General features: G+C 63.3%; 12 protein-coding genes and 3 tRNA genes. 4 read left to right on the top strand and 11 right to left on the bottom strand.

Translation table 11 applies throughout. From position 1 onward, the window contains the following. Window positions 1-6: 6 nt before the first annotated feature. The 4 genes from IB256_RS05040 to IB256_RS05025 form a co-directional block, all read right to left on the bottom strand. Window positions 7-82 (bottom strand) — tRNA-Glu (locus IB256_RS05040). A gap of 52 nt (window positions 83-134) precedes the next feature. After that, a tRNA-Ala gene (locus tag IB256_RS05035) sits at window positions 135-210 on the bottom strand. A 281-nt stretch (window positions 211-491) separates the two neighbouring features. Further along, window positions 492-1,976 carry a glutamate--tRNA ligase gene (gene gltX / locus IB256_RS05030; protein ID WP_081519348.1) on the bottom strand — a complete coding sequence of 495 codons (1,485 nt, stop codon included), beginning with the start codon at window positions 1,974-1,976 and terminating at the stop codon, window positions 492-494. A gap of 61 nt (window positions 1,977-2,037) precedes the next feature. Beyond that, window positions 2,038-2,958: a LysR family transcriptional regulator gene (locus IB256_RS05025; protein ID WP_192290919.1), complete on the bottom strand. Its 921-nt coding sequence runs from the start codon at window positions 2,956-2,958 to the stop codon at window positions 2,038-2,040. A gap of 109 nt (window positions 2,959-3,067) precedes the next feature. Here IB256_RS05025 and IB256_RS05020 point away from each other — a divergent pair, with 109 nt between their 5' ends. Continuing rightward, window positions 3,068-4,102 carry an HlyD family secretion protein gene (locus tag IB256_RS05020; protein ID WP_151187807.1) on the top strand — a complete coding sequence of 345 codons (1,035 nt, stop codon included), beginning with the start codon at window positions 3,068-3,070 and terminating at the stop codon, window positions 4,100-4,102. A 49-nt stretch (window positions 4,103-4,151) separates the two neighbouring features. Further along, window positions 4,152-5,651: an MDR family MFS transporter gene (locus tag IB256_RS05015; RefSeq protein ID WP_192292470.1), complete on the top strand. Its 1,500-nt coding sequence runs from the start codon at window positions 4,152-4,154 to the stop codon at window positions 5,649-5,651. A gap of 16 nt (window positions 5,652-5,667) precedes the next feature. Here IB256_RS05015 and uvrB read toward each other — a convergent pair whose 3' ends face one another. After that, window positions 5,668-7,683 carry an excinuclease ABC subunit UvrB gene (gene uvrB / locus IB256_RS05010; protein ID WP_081519344.1) on the bottom strand — a complete coding sequence of 672 codons (2,016 nt, stop codon included), beginning with the start codon at window positions 7,681-7,683 and terminating at the stop codon, window positions 5,668-5,670. Between the two features lie 184 nt (window positions 7,684-7,867). On the opposite strand from uvrB, the gene IB256_RS05005 reads away from it, so the two are divergent. Then, the gene (locus IB256_RS05005) at window positions 7,868-9,064 is read left to right on the top strand and encodes an amino acid aminotransferase (RefSeq protein WP_192290923.1); all 1,197 of its coding nucleotides are present in this window, start codon (window positions 7,868-7,870) and stop codon (window positions 9,062-9,064) included. A gap of 69 nt (window positions 9,065-9,133) precedes the next feature. Continuing rightward, a tRNA-Asn gene (locus IB256_RS05000) sits at window positions 9,134-9,209 on the top strand. Window positions 9,210-9,612: 403 nt separating this feature from the next. On the opposite strand, the gene IB256_RS04995 is transcribed toward IB256_RS05000, so the two are convergent. The 6 genes from IB256_RS04995 to IB256_RS04970 form a co-directional block, all read right to left on the bottom strand. Further along, a complete protein-coding gene (locus tag IB256_RS04995) occupies window positions 9,613-9,960 on the bottom strand; it encodes a ComEA family DNA-binding protein (protein WP_192401498.1) in 348 nt (115 codons plus the stop codon). Window positions 9,961-10,153: 193 nt separating this feature from the next. Continuing rightward, the gene (locus IB256_RS04990) at window positions 10,154-12,142 is read right to left on the bottom strand and encodes a polysaccharide biosynthesis protein (RefSeq protein ID WP_192290927.1); all 1,989 of its coding nucleotides are present in this window, start codon (window positions 12,140-12,142) and stop codon (window positions 10,154-10,156) included. A 72-nt stretch (window positions 12,143-12,214) separates the two neighbouring features. Next, on the bottom strand, window positions 12,215-13,240 hold the full coding sequence (locus IB256_RS04985; protein ID WP_192401496.1) for an MraY family glycosyltransferase: 1,026 nt from the start codon (window positions 13,238-13,240) through the stop codon (window positions 12,215-12,217). Then, on the bottom strand, window positions 13,237-14,199 hold the full coding sequence (locus tag IB256_RS04980; RefSeq protein WP_192401494.1) for a UDP-glucose 4-epimerase family protein: 963 nt from the start codon (window positions 14,197-14,199) through the stop codon (window positions 13,237-13,239). Before IB256_RS04980 ends, IB256_RS04985 begins: the two co-directional genes overlap by 4 nt. Window positions 14,200-14,254: 55 nt before the next feature. Beyond that, a complete protein-coding gene (locus IB256_RS04975; protein WP_192290933.1) occupies window positions 14,255-15,406 on the bottom strand; it encodes a tetratricopeptide repeat protein in 1,152 nt (383 codons plus the stop codon). Continuing rightward, the gene (locus IB256_RS04970) at window positions 15,399-15,704 is read right to left on the bottom strand and encodes a lipopolysaccharide assembly LapA domain-containing protein (protein ID WP_081519338.1); all 306 of its coding nucleotides are present in this window, start codon (window positions 15,702-15,704) and stop codon (window positions 15,399-15,401) included. The genes IB256_RS04975 and IB256_RS04970 overlap by 8 nt, the downstream gene beginning before the upstream one ends. Window positions 15,705-15,729 lie beyond the last annotated feature (25 nt).

Genomic DNA, 15,729 nt, shown 5'->3' with positions numbered 1-15,729 from the left:
GATAAGTGGCGTCCCCTAGGGGACTCGAACCCCTGTTACCGCCGTGAAAGGGCGGTGTCCTAGGCCACTAGACGAAGGGGACGCAAAACCTTCGATTTCAGCTCCACTCGGACAAGCGAAGCTTACTGGTAATTTGGTGGAGCTAGACGGGATCGAACCGTCGACCTCTTGCATGCCATGCAAGCGCTCTCCCAGCTGAGCTATAGCCCCAAAGTACCGCTGGATCTACCGTTCCGCTTCGTTCTGTCAGTTCAGTTCGTCGCTGGAACGGGGCGCATCTTAGGGGTGAGGCGAACCCCTGTCAACAACATTTTTTCAGATTTCTTATTTTTTTCTCCCAAAGAACAATCACTTATGTGACCGCCCCGGTTTCCGCCCGGCGAAATCCGCGGCTCGCCTGCCCTCCTCCGGCTCATCCGCAATCACCGGCGCCAGCATGAAAAAGGCCAGACGCTTCGCAGCGCCCGGCCTTTTTCAGTACAGGAAAGGACTCAGGAGCCGATGGCGTCGCGAATCTTTTCCCACTCCTTGGCTTCTTTCTTCGACGCACCGCCCAGCAACTCCAGGGCCTGGCGCAGGCGATAGCGCGAGAGATCGGCGCCGAGGATCTCCATGGCGTCGAGCACCGACACCGAACTGGCCTGGCCGGTGATAGCCGGGAACATCAGCGGCATCACGTCACGCAGCTTGAGGCCGAGGTGCTCGGCCACGGCCTGGATGGTCGCGGTAATGCGGTCCTTTTCCCATTGGCGCAGCGCTTCGAGCTTCCACAGCACCAGCTGCAGGACCTGGCGCACCTGGGTGGCGTCGAGCTTCTTGTGCTCGAACAGCTTGGCGTCCAGTTGCACGCCACCGCTGAAGAAGAAGCCGGCCAGCGGGGCGATCTGGCTGAAGTTCTCCACGCGGCCTTGTACGTGCGGGGCGATCTTCATCAGGTACTCGGGGTTGAGCGCCCACTTCTGCACTTCTTTCGCAAAGTCCTCCACCGACAGCTCGCGAATCCACTGGCCGTTCAGCCAGGAGAGCTTCTCGATGTCGAAGATCGGGCCGCCCAGCGACACGCGGGACAGGTCGAAGTGTTCGATCATCTCCGCCAGGCTGAACTTCTCGCGCTCGTCGGGCATGGACCAGCCCATGCGGCCCAGGTAGTTCAGCAGCGCCTGGGGCAGCAGGCCCATGCGCTCGTAGAAGGTGATGGAGGTGGGGTTCTTGCGCTTGGACAGCTTGCTCTTGTCCGGGTTGCGCAGCAGCGGCATGTAGCAGAGCACCGGCTGTTCCCAGCCGAAGTACTCGTACAGCTTGATCAGCTTGGGCGCCGAGGGCAGCCACTCTTCGCCGCGCAGGACGTGGGTGATGCCCATCAGGTGGTCATCGACCACGTTGGCGAGGAAGTAGGTGGGCAGGCCGTCGGCCTTCATCAGCACCTGCATGTCCATGCGGTCCCACGGGATTTCCACGTCGCCACGGAGCATGTCCGGCACCACGCAGACGCCCTCGGTCGGCACCTTCATGCGCACCACGTGGGATTCGCCGGCGGCGATGCGCTTGGCCGACTCCTCTTTCGCAAGGTGCATGCAGTGGCCGTCGTAGCGCGGGGTTTCCTTGCGCGCCTGCTGTTCGGCGCGCAGCGCGTCGAGGCGCTCGGAGGAGCAGAAACAGGGGAAGGCGTGGCCTTTCTCGACCAGTTCGTCGCTGTACTGCTTATAGATGGCGCCACGCTCGCTCTGCCGGTACGGGCCGTGCGGTCCCCCGACGTCCGGGCCTTCGTCCCACTCGATACCCAGCCAGCGCAGCGCGTCGAAGATCTGCTGTTCCGATTCGCGGGTCGAGCGCACCTGATCGGTGTCCTCGATGCGCAGAATGAACTGACCGCCGTGCTGGCGGGCGAAGCAGAGGTTGAACAGCGCGATATACGCGGTGCCGACGTGCGGGTCGCCGGTGGGAGACGGCGCGATACGGGTGCGGACTGTGGTCATGAAGGCTCTCGTGTGCAGCAATTCTTCGTGTGAGGCGGACAGCGCGCGACGGCGCGCGCGCTCATGGGTGCGATGGTATCAGGCGGGCCACCTTCGGCTCCAGCCAACGACCGGGATCAAGGGGCAGGTTATTGATCATGAAGTCGAGGAAAGCCTTTACCTTCATTGCCTGGAAGCGCCGCGACGGGTAAACAGCGTACAGCTCGCCCACCGGCAGCTGAACCTGCGGCAACACGCGCACCAGGCTTCCGCTGGCCAACTGTTCGTCGACGATCAGCTCCGGTAGCGAAGCAATTCCCACTCCGGCCAGCACGGCCTCGCGGGCGAAAGTGATGTTGTTGCACGACAGCACCCGGTGGCACGGCACGGTTTCCCCCCGCAACGGCCAGTAGCGCTGGGAGTCGGCCTGCAGCAGCACGGCGCGGTGGCCGGCCAGCTCTTCCACGGTTTCCGGGCGGCCATGCAACTTCAGGTAATCGGGACTGGCGCACAGGCAGCGGCTGGTGGTCAGCATGCGCCGGGCGATCAGGGTCGAATCCTCCGGCTGGCCGACCATGATGACGATGTCCACACCCTCCTCCAGCGGATCGACGGTACGCGAAGTGAGCTCGACCTCGGCGGTGATCTGTGGATAAAGGTTCATGAAGTCGCCCACCACCTTGGCCAGGTACATCTGGCCGAACTCGATGGGCGCGCTGATCCGCAACAATCCCGAAGGCGCCTGCTGCAACTGCATCACCGCCTGCTCCGCCTCGGCGAAGTCATGCATGATCTGCCGGCAGCGGTCGTAGTAGGCCTGGCCCACTTCGGTGAGCCTCAGCTTGCGCGTGGTGCGGTTGATCAGACGCACGCCCAGGCGCTCTTCGAGCAGCGCGATACGCCGGCTCACCGTGGATTTCTGCATCCCCAGGCTCTGCGCCGCCTGGGTGAAGCTGTGCAGTTCCACGACGCGAGTGAAGATCAGCGCATCATCCAGCCCCATGATTGTTCCCTATAAGCAACAAAGTTTCCGAAGTGTAGCGGCTACGTGCCGCCACGGAACACTGTTACATTGGCAAACATTTTTTGGCCAACCAAACGCTCGTTTACCTATGCCCGCACAATTGAAACGCCGCCTGTCCGTGTTCTTCGTCATCCTCGTGGTGGTCGCCCTCGCCTTCCTGGCGCGCTGGTACTTCATCGGCCGCTTCGTCGAGAGCACCGACAACGCCTACGTGCAGGGTGAAATCACCCGCATCGCCAGCCAGCTCGGCGCCCGCGTCGACGAGGTACTGGTGCAGGACAACCAGCACGTCGAGAAAGGCCAGTTGCTGGTGAAACTGGAGGCTGCCGACTTCCAGCTCGCCCTGGACCGCGCCAAGGCCACCCTGGCTACCCGCGAGGCGGAACTGGAACAGGCGCGCAGCAAGCTCAAGGGCCAGACCAGCATGATCGCCGCCAGCGCGGCCGACGTGAACGCCAGCCAGGCCACCCTTGGCCGCACCGAAGTCGATCTCGGTCGCGCTCAGGCGCTGCGCAAGCCCGGTTACGTGTCAGAAGAGCGCGTGACCACCCTGGCCGCCGACTCCAACGTCGCCCGCTCGCAAGTGGCCAAGGCCCAGGCCGACCTGCAGGCCCAGCGCGTGCAGCGCGAAACCCTGGGCACCGACGTGCAGCGCCTGCAGGCGCAGATCGAAAGCGCCCGCGCCGACATCACCCAGGCCGAGATCAACCTCGCTCGTACCGAAATCCATGCTCCCGTCAGCGGCCTGGTCGGTCAGCGCGGTGCCCGCGTTGGCCAGTACGTGCAGGTCGGCAGCCAGTTGCTATCGCTGGTGCCGGACGACGGCATCTGGGTCCAGGCCAACTTCAAGGAAACCCAGATCGGCAAGATGCGCCCCGGCCAGACCGTCCGACTGGTATTCGACTCCTTCCCCGACCAGCCCATCGAAGGCCAGGTCCAGAGCCTGTTCGCCGCCTCCGGTGCGCAGTTCAGCCTGCTGCCGCCGGACAACGCCACCGGCAACTTCACCAAGGTGGTGCAGCGCATTCCGGTCAAGATCACCTTCGCCACCGACACTCCGCTGCAAGGGCTGATCCGCCCGGGCATGTCGGTCGAGGCCGAGGTCGAGCTGCGTGGCCGGTGATCAACTGATCCGGCCGGTCGGCGAACCGACCCGCCGCGACTGGATCGCCGTGTTCAGCGCCATGCTCGGCGCGTTCATGGCGGTGCTCGATATCCAGATCACCAACTCTTCGCTGAAAGACATCCAGGGCGCGCTGGCCGCCACCCTGGAAGAAGGTTCGTGGATTTCCACCTCTTATCTCGTGGCCGAGATCATCATGATCCCGCTCACCGCCTGGCTGGTGCAGCTGCTCTCGGCGCGCCGGCTGGCGTGGATGATCTCCGTCGGCTTCCTGTTCTCTTCGCTGCTCTGCTCGTTCGCCTGGAACCTGGAGAGCATGATCGTGTTCCGCGCCATGCAGGGCTTCACCGGCGGCGCACTGATCCCCCTCGCGTTCACCCTGGCGCTGATCAAGCTGCCGGAGCACCACCGCCCCAAGGGCATGGCGCTGTTCGCCATCACCGCCACCTTCGCGCCCTCGATCGGCCCGACCCTGGGTGGCTGGCTGACGGAAAACTTCGGCTGGGAATACATCTTCTATATCAACATTCCGCCGGGCCTGCTGATGATCGCCGGCCTGCTCTACGGCCTGGAGAAGAAGGAAGCTCACTGGGAGCTGCTGAAAAGCACCGACTACGCCGGCATCGTCACCATGGCCATCGGCCTGGGCTGCCTGCAGGTGTTCCTCGAGGAAGGCCACCGCAAGGACTGGCTAGAGTCGAACCTGATCGTCAGCCTGGGCAGCATCGCCCTGGTCAGCCTGATCCTCTTCGTGATCCTGCAGACCTCACGACCGAACCCGCTGATCAACCTGGGGATCCTGCGCAACCGCAACTTCGGGCTGTCGAGCATTTCCAGCATCGGCCTGGGAATGGGGCTGTACGGTTCGATCTACGTGCTACCGCTGTATCTCGCGCAGATCCAGGGCTACAACGCCATGCAGATCGGCGAGGTGATCATGTGGATGGGCGTGCCGCAGCTGTTCCTCATCCCGCTGATTCCCAAGCTGATGAAGATCATCGAGCCGCGCCTGCTCTGCGCTATAGGCTTCGGGCTGTTCGGCATGGCGAGCTTCTTTTCCGGCGTGCTCAACCCGGATTTCGCCGGCCCGCAGTTCAACCAGATCCAGCTGTTGCGTGCCCTCGGCCAGCCGATGGTGATGGTCACCATCTCGCTGATCGCCACCGTCTACCTGCAGCCGCAGGACGCGGGCTCGGCTTCCAGCCTGTTCAACATCCTGCGCAACCTCGGCGGCGCCATTGGCATCGCCCTGCTGGCGACCCTGCTGGATAGCCGTGCCAAGGTTTATTACGACTACCTGCGCGAAGCGGTAGTGCCGGTGAATGGCGCGGTGGACGAGCGACTGGCGCAACTGACCTCTCAGCTGGGCACCCAGCAGGCGGCGCTGGGCAAGATCAGCGAGATCGTCCACCAGCAGGCGGCGATCATGGCCTACAACGATGCCTTCCACGCCATTGGCATCGTGCTGGCAATCAGCATGGTGGCAGTGTTGCTGACTCGCCCGCTACCGGCGGGCATGGGGGCTGGCGCAGGAGCCGGGGCGCACTGAGCGCCCCGCCCTCCTCTTACCCCATCGACACCATGCGGTCGCGCAACTTGCCGATCTCGTCGCGCACCCCGGCCGCGGCCTCGAACTCCAGGTCGCGGGCCAGCTGGTACATGCGCTCTTCCAGCTGCTTGATGCGCTTGCCGATCTCGTCGGGCGTACGCAGCTCGTTTTCGTACTTCCCGCTCTCCTCCGCCACTTTCGCCAGGCTGCGTCGCTTACCCTTGGCGCCCGGCACCACAGCGCCCTCGAGGATGTCCTTGATGTCCTTCTTCACGCCCTTGGGCACGATGCCGTGCTTGGCGTTGAACTCCAGTTGCTTGGTGCGGCGGCGCTCGGTCTCGTTGATCGCCCGCTGCATCGAGCCGGTCATGTTGTCGGCATAGAGGATCGCCTTGCCGTGCAGGTTCCGCGCGGCGCGGCCGATGGTCTGGATCAGCGAGCGCTCGGAACGCAGGAAGCCTTCCTTGTCCGCATCAAGGATCGCCACCAATGCCACCTCGGGCATATCCAGCCCCTCACGCAGCAGGTTGATGCCCACCAGCACGTCGAACTTGCCCAGGCGCAGGTCACGGATGATTTCCACCCGCTCCACGGTGTCGATATCCGAGTGCAGATAGCGCACCCGCACATCGTGGTCGCCCAGGTAGTCGGTAAGGTCCTCGGCCATGCGCTTGGTCAGAGTGGTGACCAGTACGCGCTGGTCCAGCGCCACGCGCTTGCCGATTTCCGAAAGCAGGTCGTCGACCTGAGTAGTCGCCGGTCGGATTTCCACTTCCGGGTCGACCAGGCCAGTGGGACGCACTACCTGCTCGACCACGCGGCCGGCGTGCTGGTCTTCATAGGGGCCGGGCGTCGCAGAGACGAAGATGGTCTGCGGGCTGATCGACTCCCACTCCTCGAAGCGCAGCGGGCGGTTGTCCAGCGCCGAGGGCAGGCGGAAGCCGTACTCCACCAGGGTTTCCTTGCGTGAACGGTCGCCCTTGTACATGGCGCCGACCTGGGGAACGCTGACATGGGATTCGTCGATCACCAGCAGGGCGTTGTCCGGCAGGTAGTCGTAGAGCGTCGGTGGCGGCTCGCCGGGACCGCGCCCGGAGAGGTAGCGCGAGTAGTTCTCGATGCCGTTGCAGTAGCCCAGTTCGAGGATCATCTCCAGGTCGAAGCGAGTGCGCTGTTCCAGGCGCTGGGCTTCGACCAGCTTGTTGTTGGTGCGCAGGTAATCCAGGCGCTGCTTGAGCTCGGCCTTGATGTGCTCCACCGCCTCGAGCAGCGTCTCCCGCGGGGTGACGTAGTGGCTCTTGGGATAGAAGGTGAAGCGCGGCAGTTTGGTCAGCACCTCGCCGGTCAGGGGATCGAAAGCAGCGATGTTCTCCACTTCGTCGTCGAACAACTCGATGCGGATAGCCTCCAGGTCCGATTCCGCCGGGAAGACATCGATGACATCGCCGCGCACACGGAAGGTCGCTCGGGCGAAATCCATGTCATTGCGGGTGTACTGCAGGCTGGTCAGGCGGCGCAGCAGCTCGCGCTGATCCATCTTGTCGCCACGGTCCAGGTGCAGAACCATCTTCAGGTAGGACGCCGGGTCACCGAGGCCGTAGATCGACGACACGGTGCAGACGATGATGGCGTCCTTGCGCTCCAGCAGCGCCTTGGTCGCTGACAGCCGCATCTGCTCGATGTGGTCGTTGATCGAGGAATCCTTCTCGATGTAGGTGTCCGAGGACGGTACGTAGGCCTCAGGCTGGTAGTAGTCGTAGTAGGAGACGAAATACTCGACGGCGTTGTTCGGGAAGAAGGTCTTGAACTCGCCGTAGAGCTGCGCGGCCAGCGTCTTGTTCGGCGCCAGCACCATGGTCGGGCGCTGCACCTGGGAAATGACGTTGGCGATGCTGAAGGTCTTGCCCGAGCCGGTCACCCCCAACAGCGTCTGGTGCGACAGCCCCGCTTCCAGCCCTTCCACCATCTGTCGGATGGCTTCGGGCTGGTCACCGGCGGGCTCGAATCGCGAATCCAGCTGAAAAATCGACATGGGAACCTCGCTTTGGCGTGTGACGCTTCGGTCGCCAAAGCGTCATACCAGTCGAAAAGCACGCGCGACAACTCGCCGCCTGCTGTAGAGGCCTATATAATACCGGCCCGTCGACGCAACCCCCAGCGCCGTGTGCGGGTGGGTTGCAATTGCACTTCACTCCCGCCTTAGAGCTGCTGCCAAAATGAGTCTGTTCTCCGCTGTCGAAATGGCCCCCCGTGACCCGATCCTGGGCCTGAACGAAGCTTTCAACGCCGATTCCCGTCCGGGCAAGATCAACCTGGGCGTAGGCGTTTACTACAACGAGGAAGGCCGTCTCCCGTTGCTGCGCGCCGTGCAGGCCGCGGAGAAAGCCCGCATCGAGGCCCACGCTCCGCGCGGCTACCTGCCGATCGAAGGCATCGCCGCCTACGATTCGGGCGTGCAGAAGCTGCTGTTCGGCGCTGATTCCGAGCTGCTGGCCGAAGGCCGTGTGGTCACCACCCAGGCCGTCGGCGGTACCGGCGCGCTGAAGACCGGTGCCGACTTCCTCAAGCGCCTGCTGCCCAACGCCACCGTCGCCATCAGCGACCCGAGCTGGGAAAACCACCGCGCGCTGTTCGAAGCCGCCGGCTTCCCGGTGCAGAACTACCGCTATTACGACGCCGCCACCAACGGCGTGAACCGTGCCGGCCTGCTGGAAGACCTCAACGCCCTGCCCTCGCAGTCCATCGTTGTGCTGCATGCCTGCTGCCACAACCCGACTGGCGTCGACCTGACCATGGATGACTGGAAGCAGGTCCTGGACGTACTCAAGGCCAAGGGCCACGTGCCGTTCCTCGACATCGCCTACCAGGGCTTCGGTGACGGCATCGACGAAGATGCTTCCGCTGTGCGCCTGTTCGCCAAGTCGGGCCTGAACTTCTTCGTGTCCAGCTCCTTCTCCAAGTCGTTCTCGCTGTACGGCGAGCGTGTTGGCGCCCTGTCGGTCGTGACCGACAGCCGCGAGGAGTCCACCCGCGTCCTGTCCCAGGTCAAGCGCGTGATCCGCACCAACTACTCCAACCCGCCGACCCACGGCGCCAGTGTTGTCGCCGCCGTGCTGAACAGCCCGGAACTGCGTGCGGTCTGGGAAGAAGAGCTGGGCGAAATGCGCACCCGCATCCGCGCCATGCGCGTCGCCATGGTCGAGCAGCTGGCCGCCCTGGGCGCCAAGCGCGACTTCAGCTTCGTCGCCGAGCAGCGCGGCATGTTCTCCTACTCCGGCCTGACCGCCGAGCAGGTCGAGCGTCTGAAGAACGAGTTCGGCATCTACGCCGTCGGCACCGGCCGCATCTGCGTCGCCGCGCTGAACAACGGCAACCTGGACACCGTTACCCGCGCCATCGTCCAGGTGCTGTAAAAAAATCAGGGGAAGTCGTCGGCACGATGTTGACTTCCCCTTTTTAATCAGTAAGATACGCTCCGTTGTTCCGCGATAGCTCAGTCGGTAGAGCAAATGACTGTTAATCATTGGGTCCCTGGTTCGAGTCCAGGTCGCGGAGCCAAATTCGAAGCCCTCGGCACATGCCGGGGGCTTTTTTATTGGGTGCTGGACTCTCTCCAGGGACTGCGTCCCAGGTGATCCCCCCTTCGGGGCCGCGCTGAAGCGCGTTCGGCTGACGCCGTCGAGTCCAGGTCGCGGAGCCAAAATTCAAAGCCCTCGGCACACGCCGGGGGCTTTTTTATTGGGCGCTGGACTCTCTCCAGGGACTGCGTCCCAGGTGATTCCCCCTTCGGGGCCGCGCTGAAGCGTGTTCGGCTGACGCCGTCGCCAGGTCGCGGAGCCAAAATTCAAAGCCCTCGGCACACGCTGGGGGCTTTTTTATTGGGCTTCGAAAGCGCCCTCTCCCGATACCTCCATGAAAAAACCGGTCATCGACCGGCTTTTTCATTTCAGCAGGCAAAGACTCAGAGCGAAATCCTGTCGCGGTTCTTGTCCAGGGTGCCCTTGCCAATGCCCTTCACCTCGAGCAACTGATCAACTGTGGTGAACGGCCCATTGCTGGTCCGGTAGTCAACGATGGCCTGGGCCTTCACCTTGCCGATGCCCTTCAGGGACTTCTGCAGCTCTTCGACGGACGCCGTATTGATATTCACTGCCTCGACCTGGGAGACAGGTGCCTTGGTAGTCGGCGCCGGCGCTTCGGCCGCCGGCTTGGCGGCAGGCTGGACGCTGGTGGTTGCCTGGGCGAAACCGCCAAATGAGAGGCTGGTGAGCAGAATCAGGCTGGCAATGGAACGCAGGTTCTTCTTCATGAGTCATTCCCTGGAATGAGAGGCTTCTAGGCGGGCGCGACGGCGCCGCCCAGTGACCATATCGCCAGGAACACTCGTGAAAACCTTGGTTTAGAGAGTCGGCGGCAGTTTCCGGCGACGCCGACAGATCGCCAGGAAAGGACTGACGATACTCGCAGACGCGGCGACCGCCGCACCTGCTAGGAGCCCTGGATCAGGGCTCCATCCGCCGCTGCTGGTGGATCAGATCGACGATCTCGCCCTCGGGGCAATAGCCGCTGACGGTTTCCCGCAACAGTTGCCGAACCCGCGCGTAGTTGCCCTGGTCCACGGCCTTGAGCAGATCCGCCAGGACGAGCTTGAAGCCCTCCCACGGCATCAGTTCCTCGTTGGCCTTCATGATCATCGGATGCTCGGTGGCGCTGACGTTGTCGCCGATCAGCAGTTCCTCGTAGAGCTTCTCGCCGGGCCGCAGACCGCTGAACTCGATGGAGATATCACCGTGGGGCGTGCGCTCGGAACGAACGCTAAGACCCGACAGGTGGATCATCCGCTCGGCCAACTCGAGGATCTTCACCGGCTGCCCCATGTCCAGCACGAAGACATCGCCGCCGCGCCCCATGGAGCCGGCCTGGATCACCAGTTGGGCTGCCTCGGGGATAGTCATGAAGTACCGGGTGATACCCGGATGGGTCACGGTGACTGGCCCACCGCGCTTGATCTGCTCGCGGAACAGAGGAATGACGGAGCCGGACGAGCCCAGCACATTGCCGAAGCGGACCATGGTGAAACGGGTCTTGTTGACCTGGTGCACCCCTGACTTGTCGCCGAACAGCACCGGAGCGGACTCCTGGCTCAGTGCCTGCAGGATCATCTCCGCCAGGCGCTTGGTGCTGCCCATGACATTGGTCGGGCGCACCGCCTTGTCGGTGGAGATCAGCACGAAGTGCTCGACACCGGCCTGCACCGCCACCTGGGCGGTATGCAGGGTGCCCATCACATTGTTCAGCACCCCCTCGGAAATGTTGTGCTCAACGATGGGCACGTGCTTGTAGGCCGCAGCGTGATAGACCGTGGCGACCTTCCAGGTACGCATCACATCCAGCAGGCGCTCGGCACTGCGGACGGAGCCGAGGATCGGCACCAGCTGCACCGCGAGGGACTCGCGCTTGATGCGATTTTCCAGTTCCTGGTGCACGCGGTAGAGGTTGTATTCGCTGTGCTCGAACAGTACCAGCACGGTGGGTGATGAGCCGAGGATCTGGCGGCAGAGCTCCGAACCGATGGAGCCACCGGCACCGGTGACCATCACGACCTCGCCACGAATGCAGTGCTCGAACAGCTCCTTGCGCGGCTCGACCGGGTCGCGCCCCAGCAAGTCCGCGATATCCACTTCCTGGATGTCATCCACCCGCACGCGGCCGTTAGCCAGCTCGATGAATCCCGGCACGCTCCGCACGTGAACCGGGTAGGGTTCGAGCAGACCGAGGATTTCACGGCGCCGGGCGCGGGTCGCAGAAGGGATCGCCAGCAGTACTTCCTGCACACCGGTTTCGTCGATCATCTGCTGGATATGCTTGGGCTTGTAGACGCGCAGACCAGCAATAATGCGGTTGGCGATCTCGTCATCGTCATCGATGAAAGCCACTGGGCGCATCGCACGCCCCAGGCGCAACGCCGCCACCAATTGGTTACCGGCGGAGCCGGCACCATAGACGGCCACCTTGGGTAGGCCATCCTGCTGCTTGAGGAACGGAACAGCCTGGACCGCGCTGTACCAGTCCCCCATGAAATATTGGCGCATGGCCAGGCGCAGGCCGCCGATCATCAGCAGGCTCAGCCACCAGTAGTTCAGCACAAGCGAGCGCGGCACCGCCTCGGTCACCGAGCGGTTCCAGTAAACCACCAGCGACAGCAACAGCGCCGAGATCGTCACCGCTTTCCAGATGGCGATCAGCGCGTCATTGCCGAGATAGCGCATCACCGCGCGGTACATGCCGAAGCGAATAAACAGCGGAATCGCCACCGCCGGCGCCGCGACGAACAACCATCCGTGCACCCGGAACGGGTACTCCAGATCTTCTGTACCCAGCCGTACGATGAACGCCAGCCAAAGCGCGAACCACACCAGACAGATGTCAGTGACGACCTGCAGCAATCGTTTATGTCGTCTCGGAAGCCTCAGCAGGCGTTCTCGAAGCATCAGCGCTTGTCCTTAATCCCGAGCGGAGAAAAGTTTCTCACCCGCTACATTGACCACCAGATCCGGTGGAGTTCAGCTCACATCCTGTTCATCCGGACGACCTGCACCCAGATGAGCTACGACAAGCACCAAGGGAGCATAGGCCACAAACAGCCCCAGCAAACCCGAAACATGCCCGAGTGCCACCAGCAATGCCAATGGCATGAGCCAAATCAAATTGACGGCAGTCACCATCAACGACACCCGCAAGTGGCTACCGTAACGGCGCGAAGCGCGCTGGTAGGCATGGCTGCGATGGGCCTCGTAGACCCGTTCGCCACGCACCAGACGGTGGATCAGCGTGAAGGTGGCATCTACCACGAACACGCCGAGCAGGATCAGCCAACTCCAGATCAGGGGTGCGGACACCGCCCCCGCCTGCAGCGCCAGCCCTCCGAGCATCAACCCGAGGAAACCACTGCCCGCATCTCCCATGAAGATCCGCGCCGGAGGGAAATTCCAGATCAGGAAGCCCGTCGCCGCCATGCCCAGGATCAAGGGCAACCAAACCAGCTGCCAGTCTCCGACGAACCACCCGCAGAGTGCCCCGCCCAGACAGACACTGATGGCTTCCAGACCGGCGATCCCATCGATGCCGTCCATGAAGTTGTAAAGGTTGAGCACCCAGACCAGGAATACCGCGCCCAGCAGGTCGCCGGCCATTCCCAGGTTCAGCGTCCCCCACGGCACAGCCAGCGCAGGCAGCCCGCCCAGCCAGCCAAGCAGCCAGAACGCGGCGACAAAATGCCCCAGCAACCGCCAACGCGCCGGAATATGACGGTGATCATCGAGGAAACCAATGACCGCAACCAGCGCGCCGGCCGGCAGCAGGGCCAACAGGCTGCTCGCTTCCACCGCACCGAGAGCACCAGCCAAGGGCAGACAGCCCAGAAAACCCAGCACGATGGCAACGCCACCACCACGCGGCGTCGGAATCTGGTGTGAGCTCCGGGCATTGGGAATATCCATGATGCTGCGCGCCAGCGCATAACGGCGCACGCCGGCCGTCATCGCACAGGATGCGATGAACACAGCCGCCAGCAGAATAGCCATGCTCATCGTCCCTGCTCCTGACCACATCCCTGCGCTGCTGCCCTCAGGGCCTGCTCGACACTGACCGGCGGAGTCCAGCCCAATCGGCTGCGCGTCGTGGAGATATCCACCTGCAGCGACCCCAGCAAGCGCTGGACCTGCTGGCTCCGCCCGGCCAGCAGCCCCAGCAGGCGCAACAGCGCAGCCGGAACCGGCAGTAGCCGCGGGCGAACCCCCAGGGCCTTGCTGAGACCACGGCAAAGCTGTGCCGTCGACAAATCTTCACCGTCGCTCACCAGGAACACCTGCCCGGCGGCCGCGGGATGGCGTGCGCAAAGCAGCAGCAGATCGACCAGATTGTCCCGCGCGACCAGACTGCGGCGATTGTCGATGGAGCCGAATGGCAACGGCAGGCGACGCTGCAAGGCGCGCATCAGGCTGGCGAAATTGGCCTTCACACCCGGACCATAGACCAGCGGCGGGCGCACCACGGCGACTTCGAGCCCGGTCTGCTGGGCGACATCGAACAGGGCCTGCTCGGCTTCGAGCTTGGACTGGCCGTAAGGGTCCTGCGGTTTCGGCTCGGCGTCAGCAGTAAAGGGATGGCCCGGAGCAGTCTCCTCGCCATTGACCTTGATCGAACTGACAAAGACGAACCGCTTCGCACCGGCTGCCGCGGCCTGCTGCGCCAGATGCCGGGTCGCCTCGACGTTTACCGCGCGAAACTCGGCAAGCGGGTCCGCCGCCTGCTCGTCCATGACATGAACGCGGGCAGCGCAGTGGATCACCACATCAACCCCTTGCAATGCCTGCATCCAGGATTGCGCCACGCTCAACCCGTCGATGAGCGCCACTTCAACACCTTCAGGGTATTGCGCAATGGCGCCACGCTGGGCAACGCGAACCTGCACGTGATCTTCCTGGCACAAACGCGCCAGTACGCCTCGGCCGACAAAACCGCTTGCGCCCGTAAGTAGAACCTTCAATCCAGTACCTGCAGAAGCTGACGCCTGCGGCGTCTTCCATGTTTGAGCGAACGCGTCAGAGCGGCGAAATGACCGGCCGCAGGGCATTCCAAGCGTGGCAACTGGGACATTGCCAGTGCAGTTCGCGACCGGCAAAACCACACTTGCCGCATCGATAGCGCGGCATTGTCTTATACAACCCGGTGATTATTGGAGCGATTTTTCCCGTCGCCGAATCTTTTTCAGTGTCGCTCCCGACCACTTCCAGGTATTCGCCCACACCTTGCCAGGAAGGATGGCGTTCCACCCGCTGCAACAAACTCTCGCGCCAGCTGGAAGAGCGTCCCGGCGGCTCGCTTTCGGCCAGCAACGCGAGGATCGCCGGAGGCACTTCCTCGCCCTCTGCAAGCTCGCGCAAACAGGCCAGCACCTCGGGCCGGGCAAGCCCGTCGTGGCGACGCAACAGCGGAACGATCTCGCCCAGGAAGGCCTTGGCATCGCTCGCCAGCTCGCCGATGGTAGCGACAGCAGCGGCCGGATCCTTGCGCCACAACTCGCAATCCAGCCGCATCAGCAGAGCGCGTACGCAGCGCTTGTCGACGCGACGAGCCTCGCGCAGCAATTCCTGCATGGCACTGCGATCCCCGGTCTTGCCTTTTTCCTGAGCGAGCTCGCAGTAATAGTTGGCCAGCGCGGCGCTCAGCTCGGGACGGCTCGGTACCAGCCGGGCGGCCAGTTCGATGGCGCGCGACCAGTTCTTCTCGCGTTCACAGATCAGCCGCTGCTCGTCGAGCGCCTCGAGAGAGATGGGCTCATCACGCTGCTGGATCAGCTCGTCCAGCAACTCTTCGGCACTGCCGAGCAAGCCGCCAGCGATGTAGTCACGGGCCAGTTCCAGGCGTACTTGCGCCACCAGCGAGCCATCCTCGCCAGCTCGACCCAGCAAATCCTGGTGGATGTGGATGGCCTTTTCGATATCGCCGCGACGGCGGAACAGGTTGCCAACGTGCAGGTGGCTTTCGAGCGTTTCCGGGCTGACGACCAGGCCCTGGGAAAGGCTTTCCAGCGCGTCGTCGGAGTGCCGCTCCAGCAGGTTATGCATGCTGTGGACGCGCGCCCGGAGGTTCGTTTCGGGCGCTGACCGGGTTCGGGAAAGAGAGCGACGCCCCATCCACCAGCCGATGGCCAGGGCGCAGAAGAAGAACAGCGTGGCGATGACGCTAGGCATGGTCCGTCAGCGACTTTTCACGCAGCGCGTCATTCTCCTTGCGGAAGCGGGTGACTTCGGAGCGCAGCCCGGTCATGCGGACGTGCGTCTTCGCGCGGAAGGGAATGCTCAGCAAAAGGCCGATCACGCCGCCAACAATGAAGGCAAGGGAGATGAAGACCACCAGCGGCCACTGCGGAGACTGCCAGCCGAGGAAGGTCAGTTGCGCGGGCTGCAGGTTTTCAAGGACGAAAACCACGACGACGGCGGCCAGGACGACCAGCGCCAGAATCAGCAGGAAACGTTTTGCCCGAAGCATGGACACTCCTTCTTGAAGACGGATA

It is taken from the genome of Pseudomonas sp. PDM17 (assembly GCF_014851985.1).
In the GTDB taxonomy this organism is placed as follows: Bacteria; Pseudomonadota; Gammaproteobacteria; order Pseudomonadales; family Pseudomonadaceae; genus Pseudomonas.
This window is presented reverse-complemented; position numbering and strand designations above follow the sequence as displayed.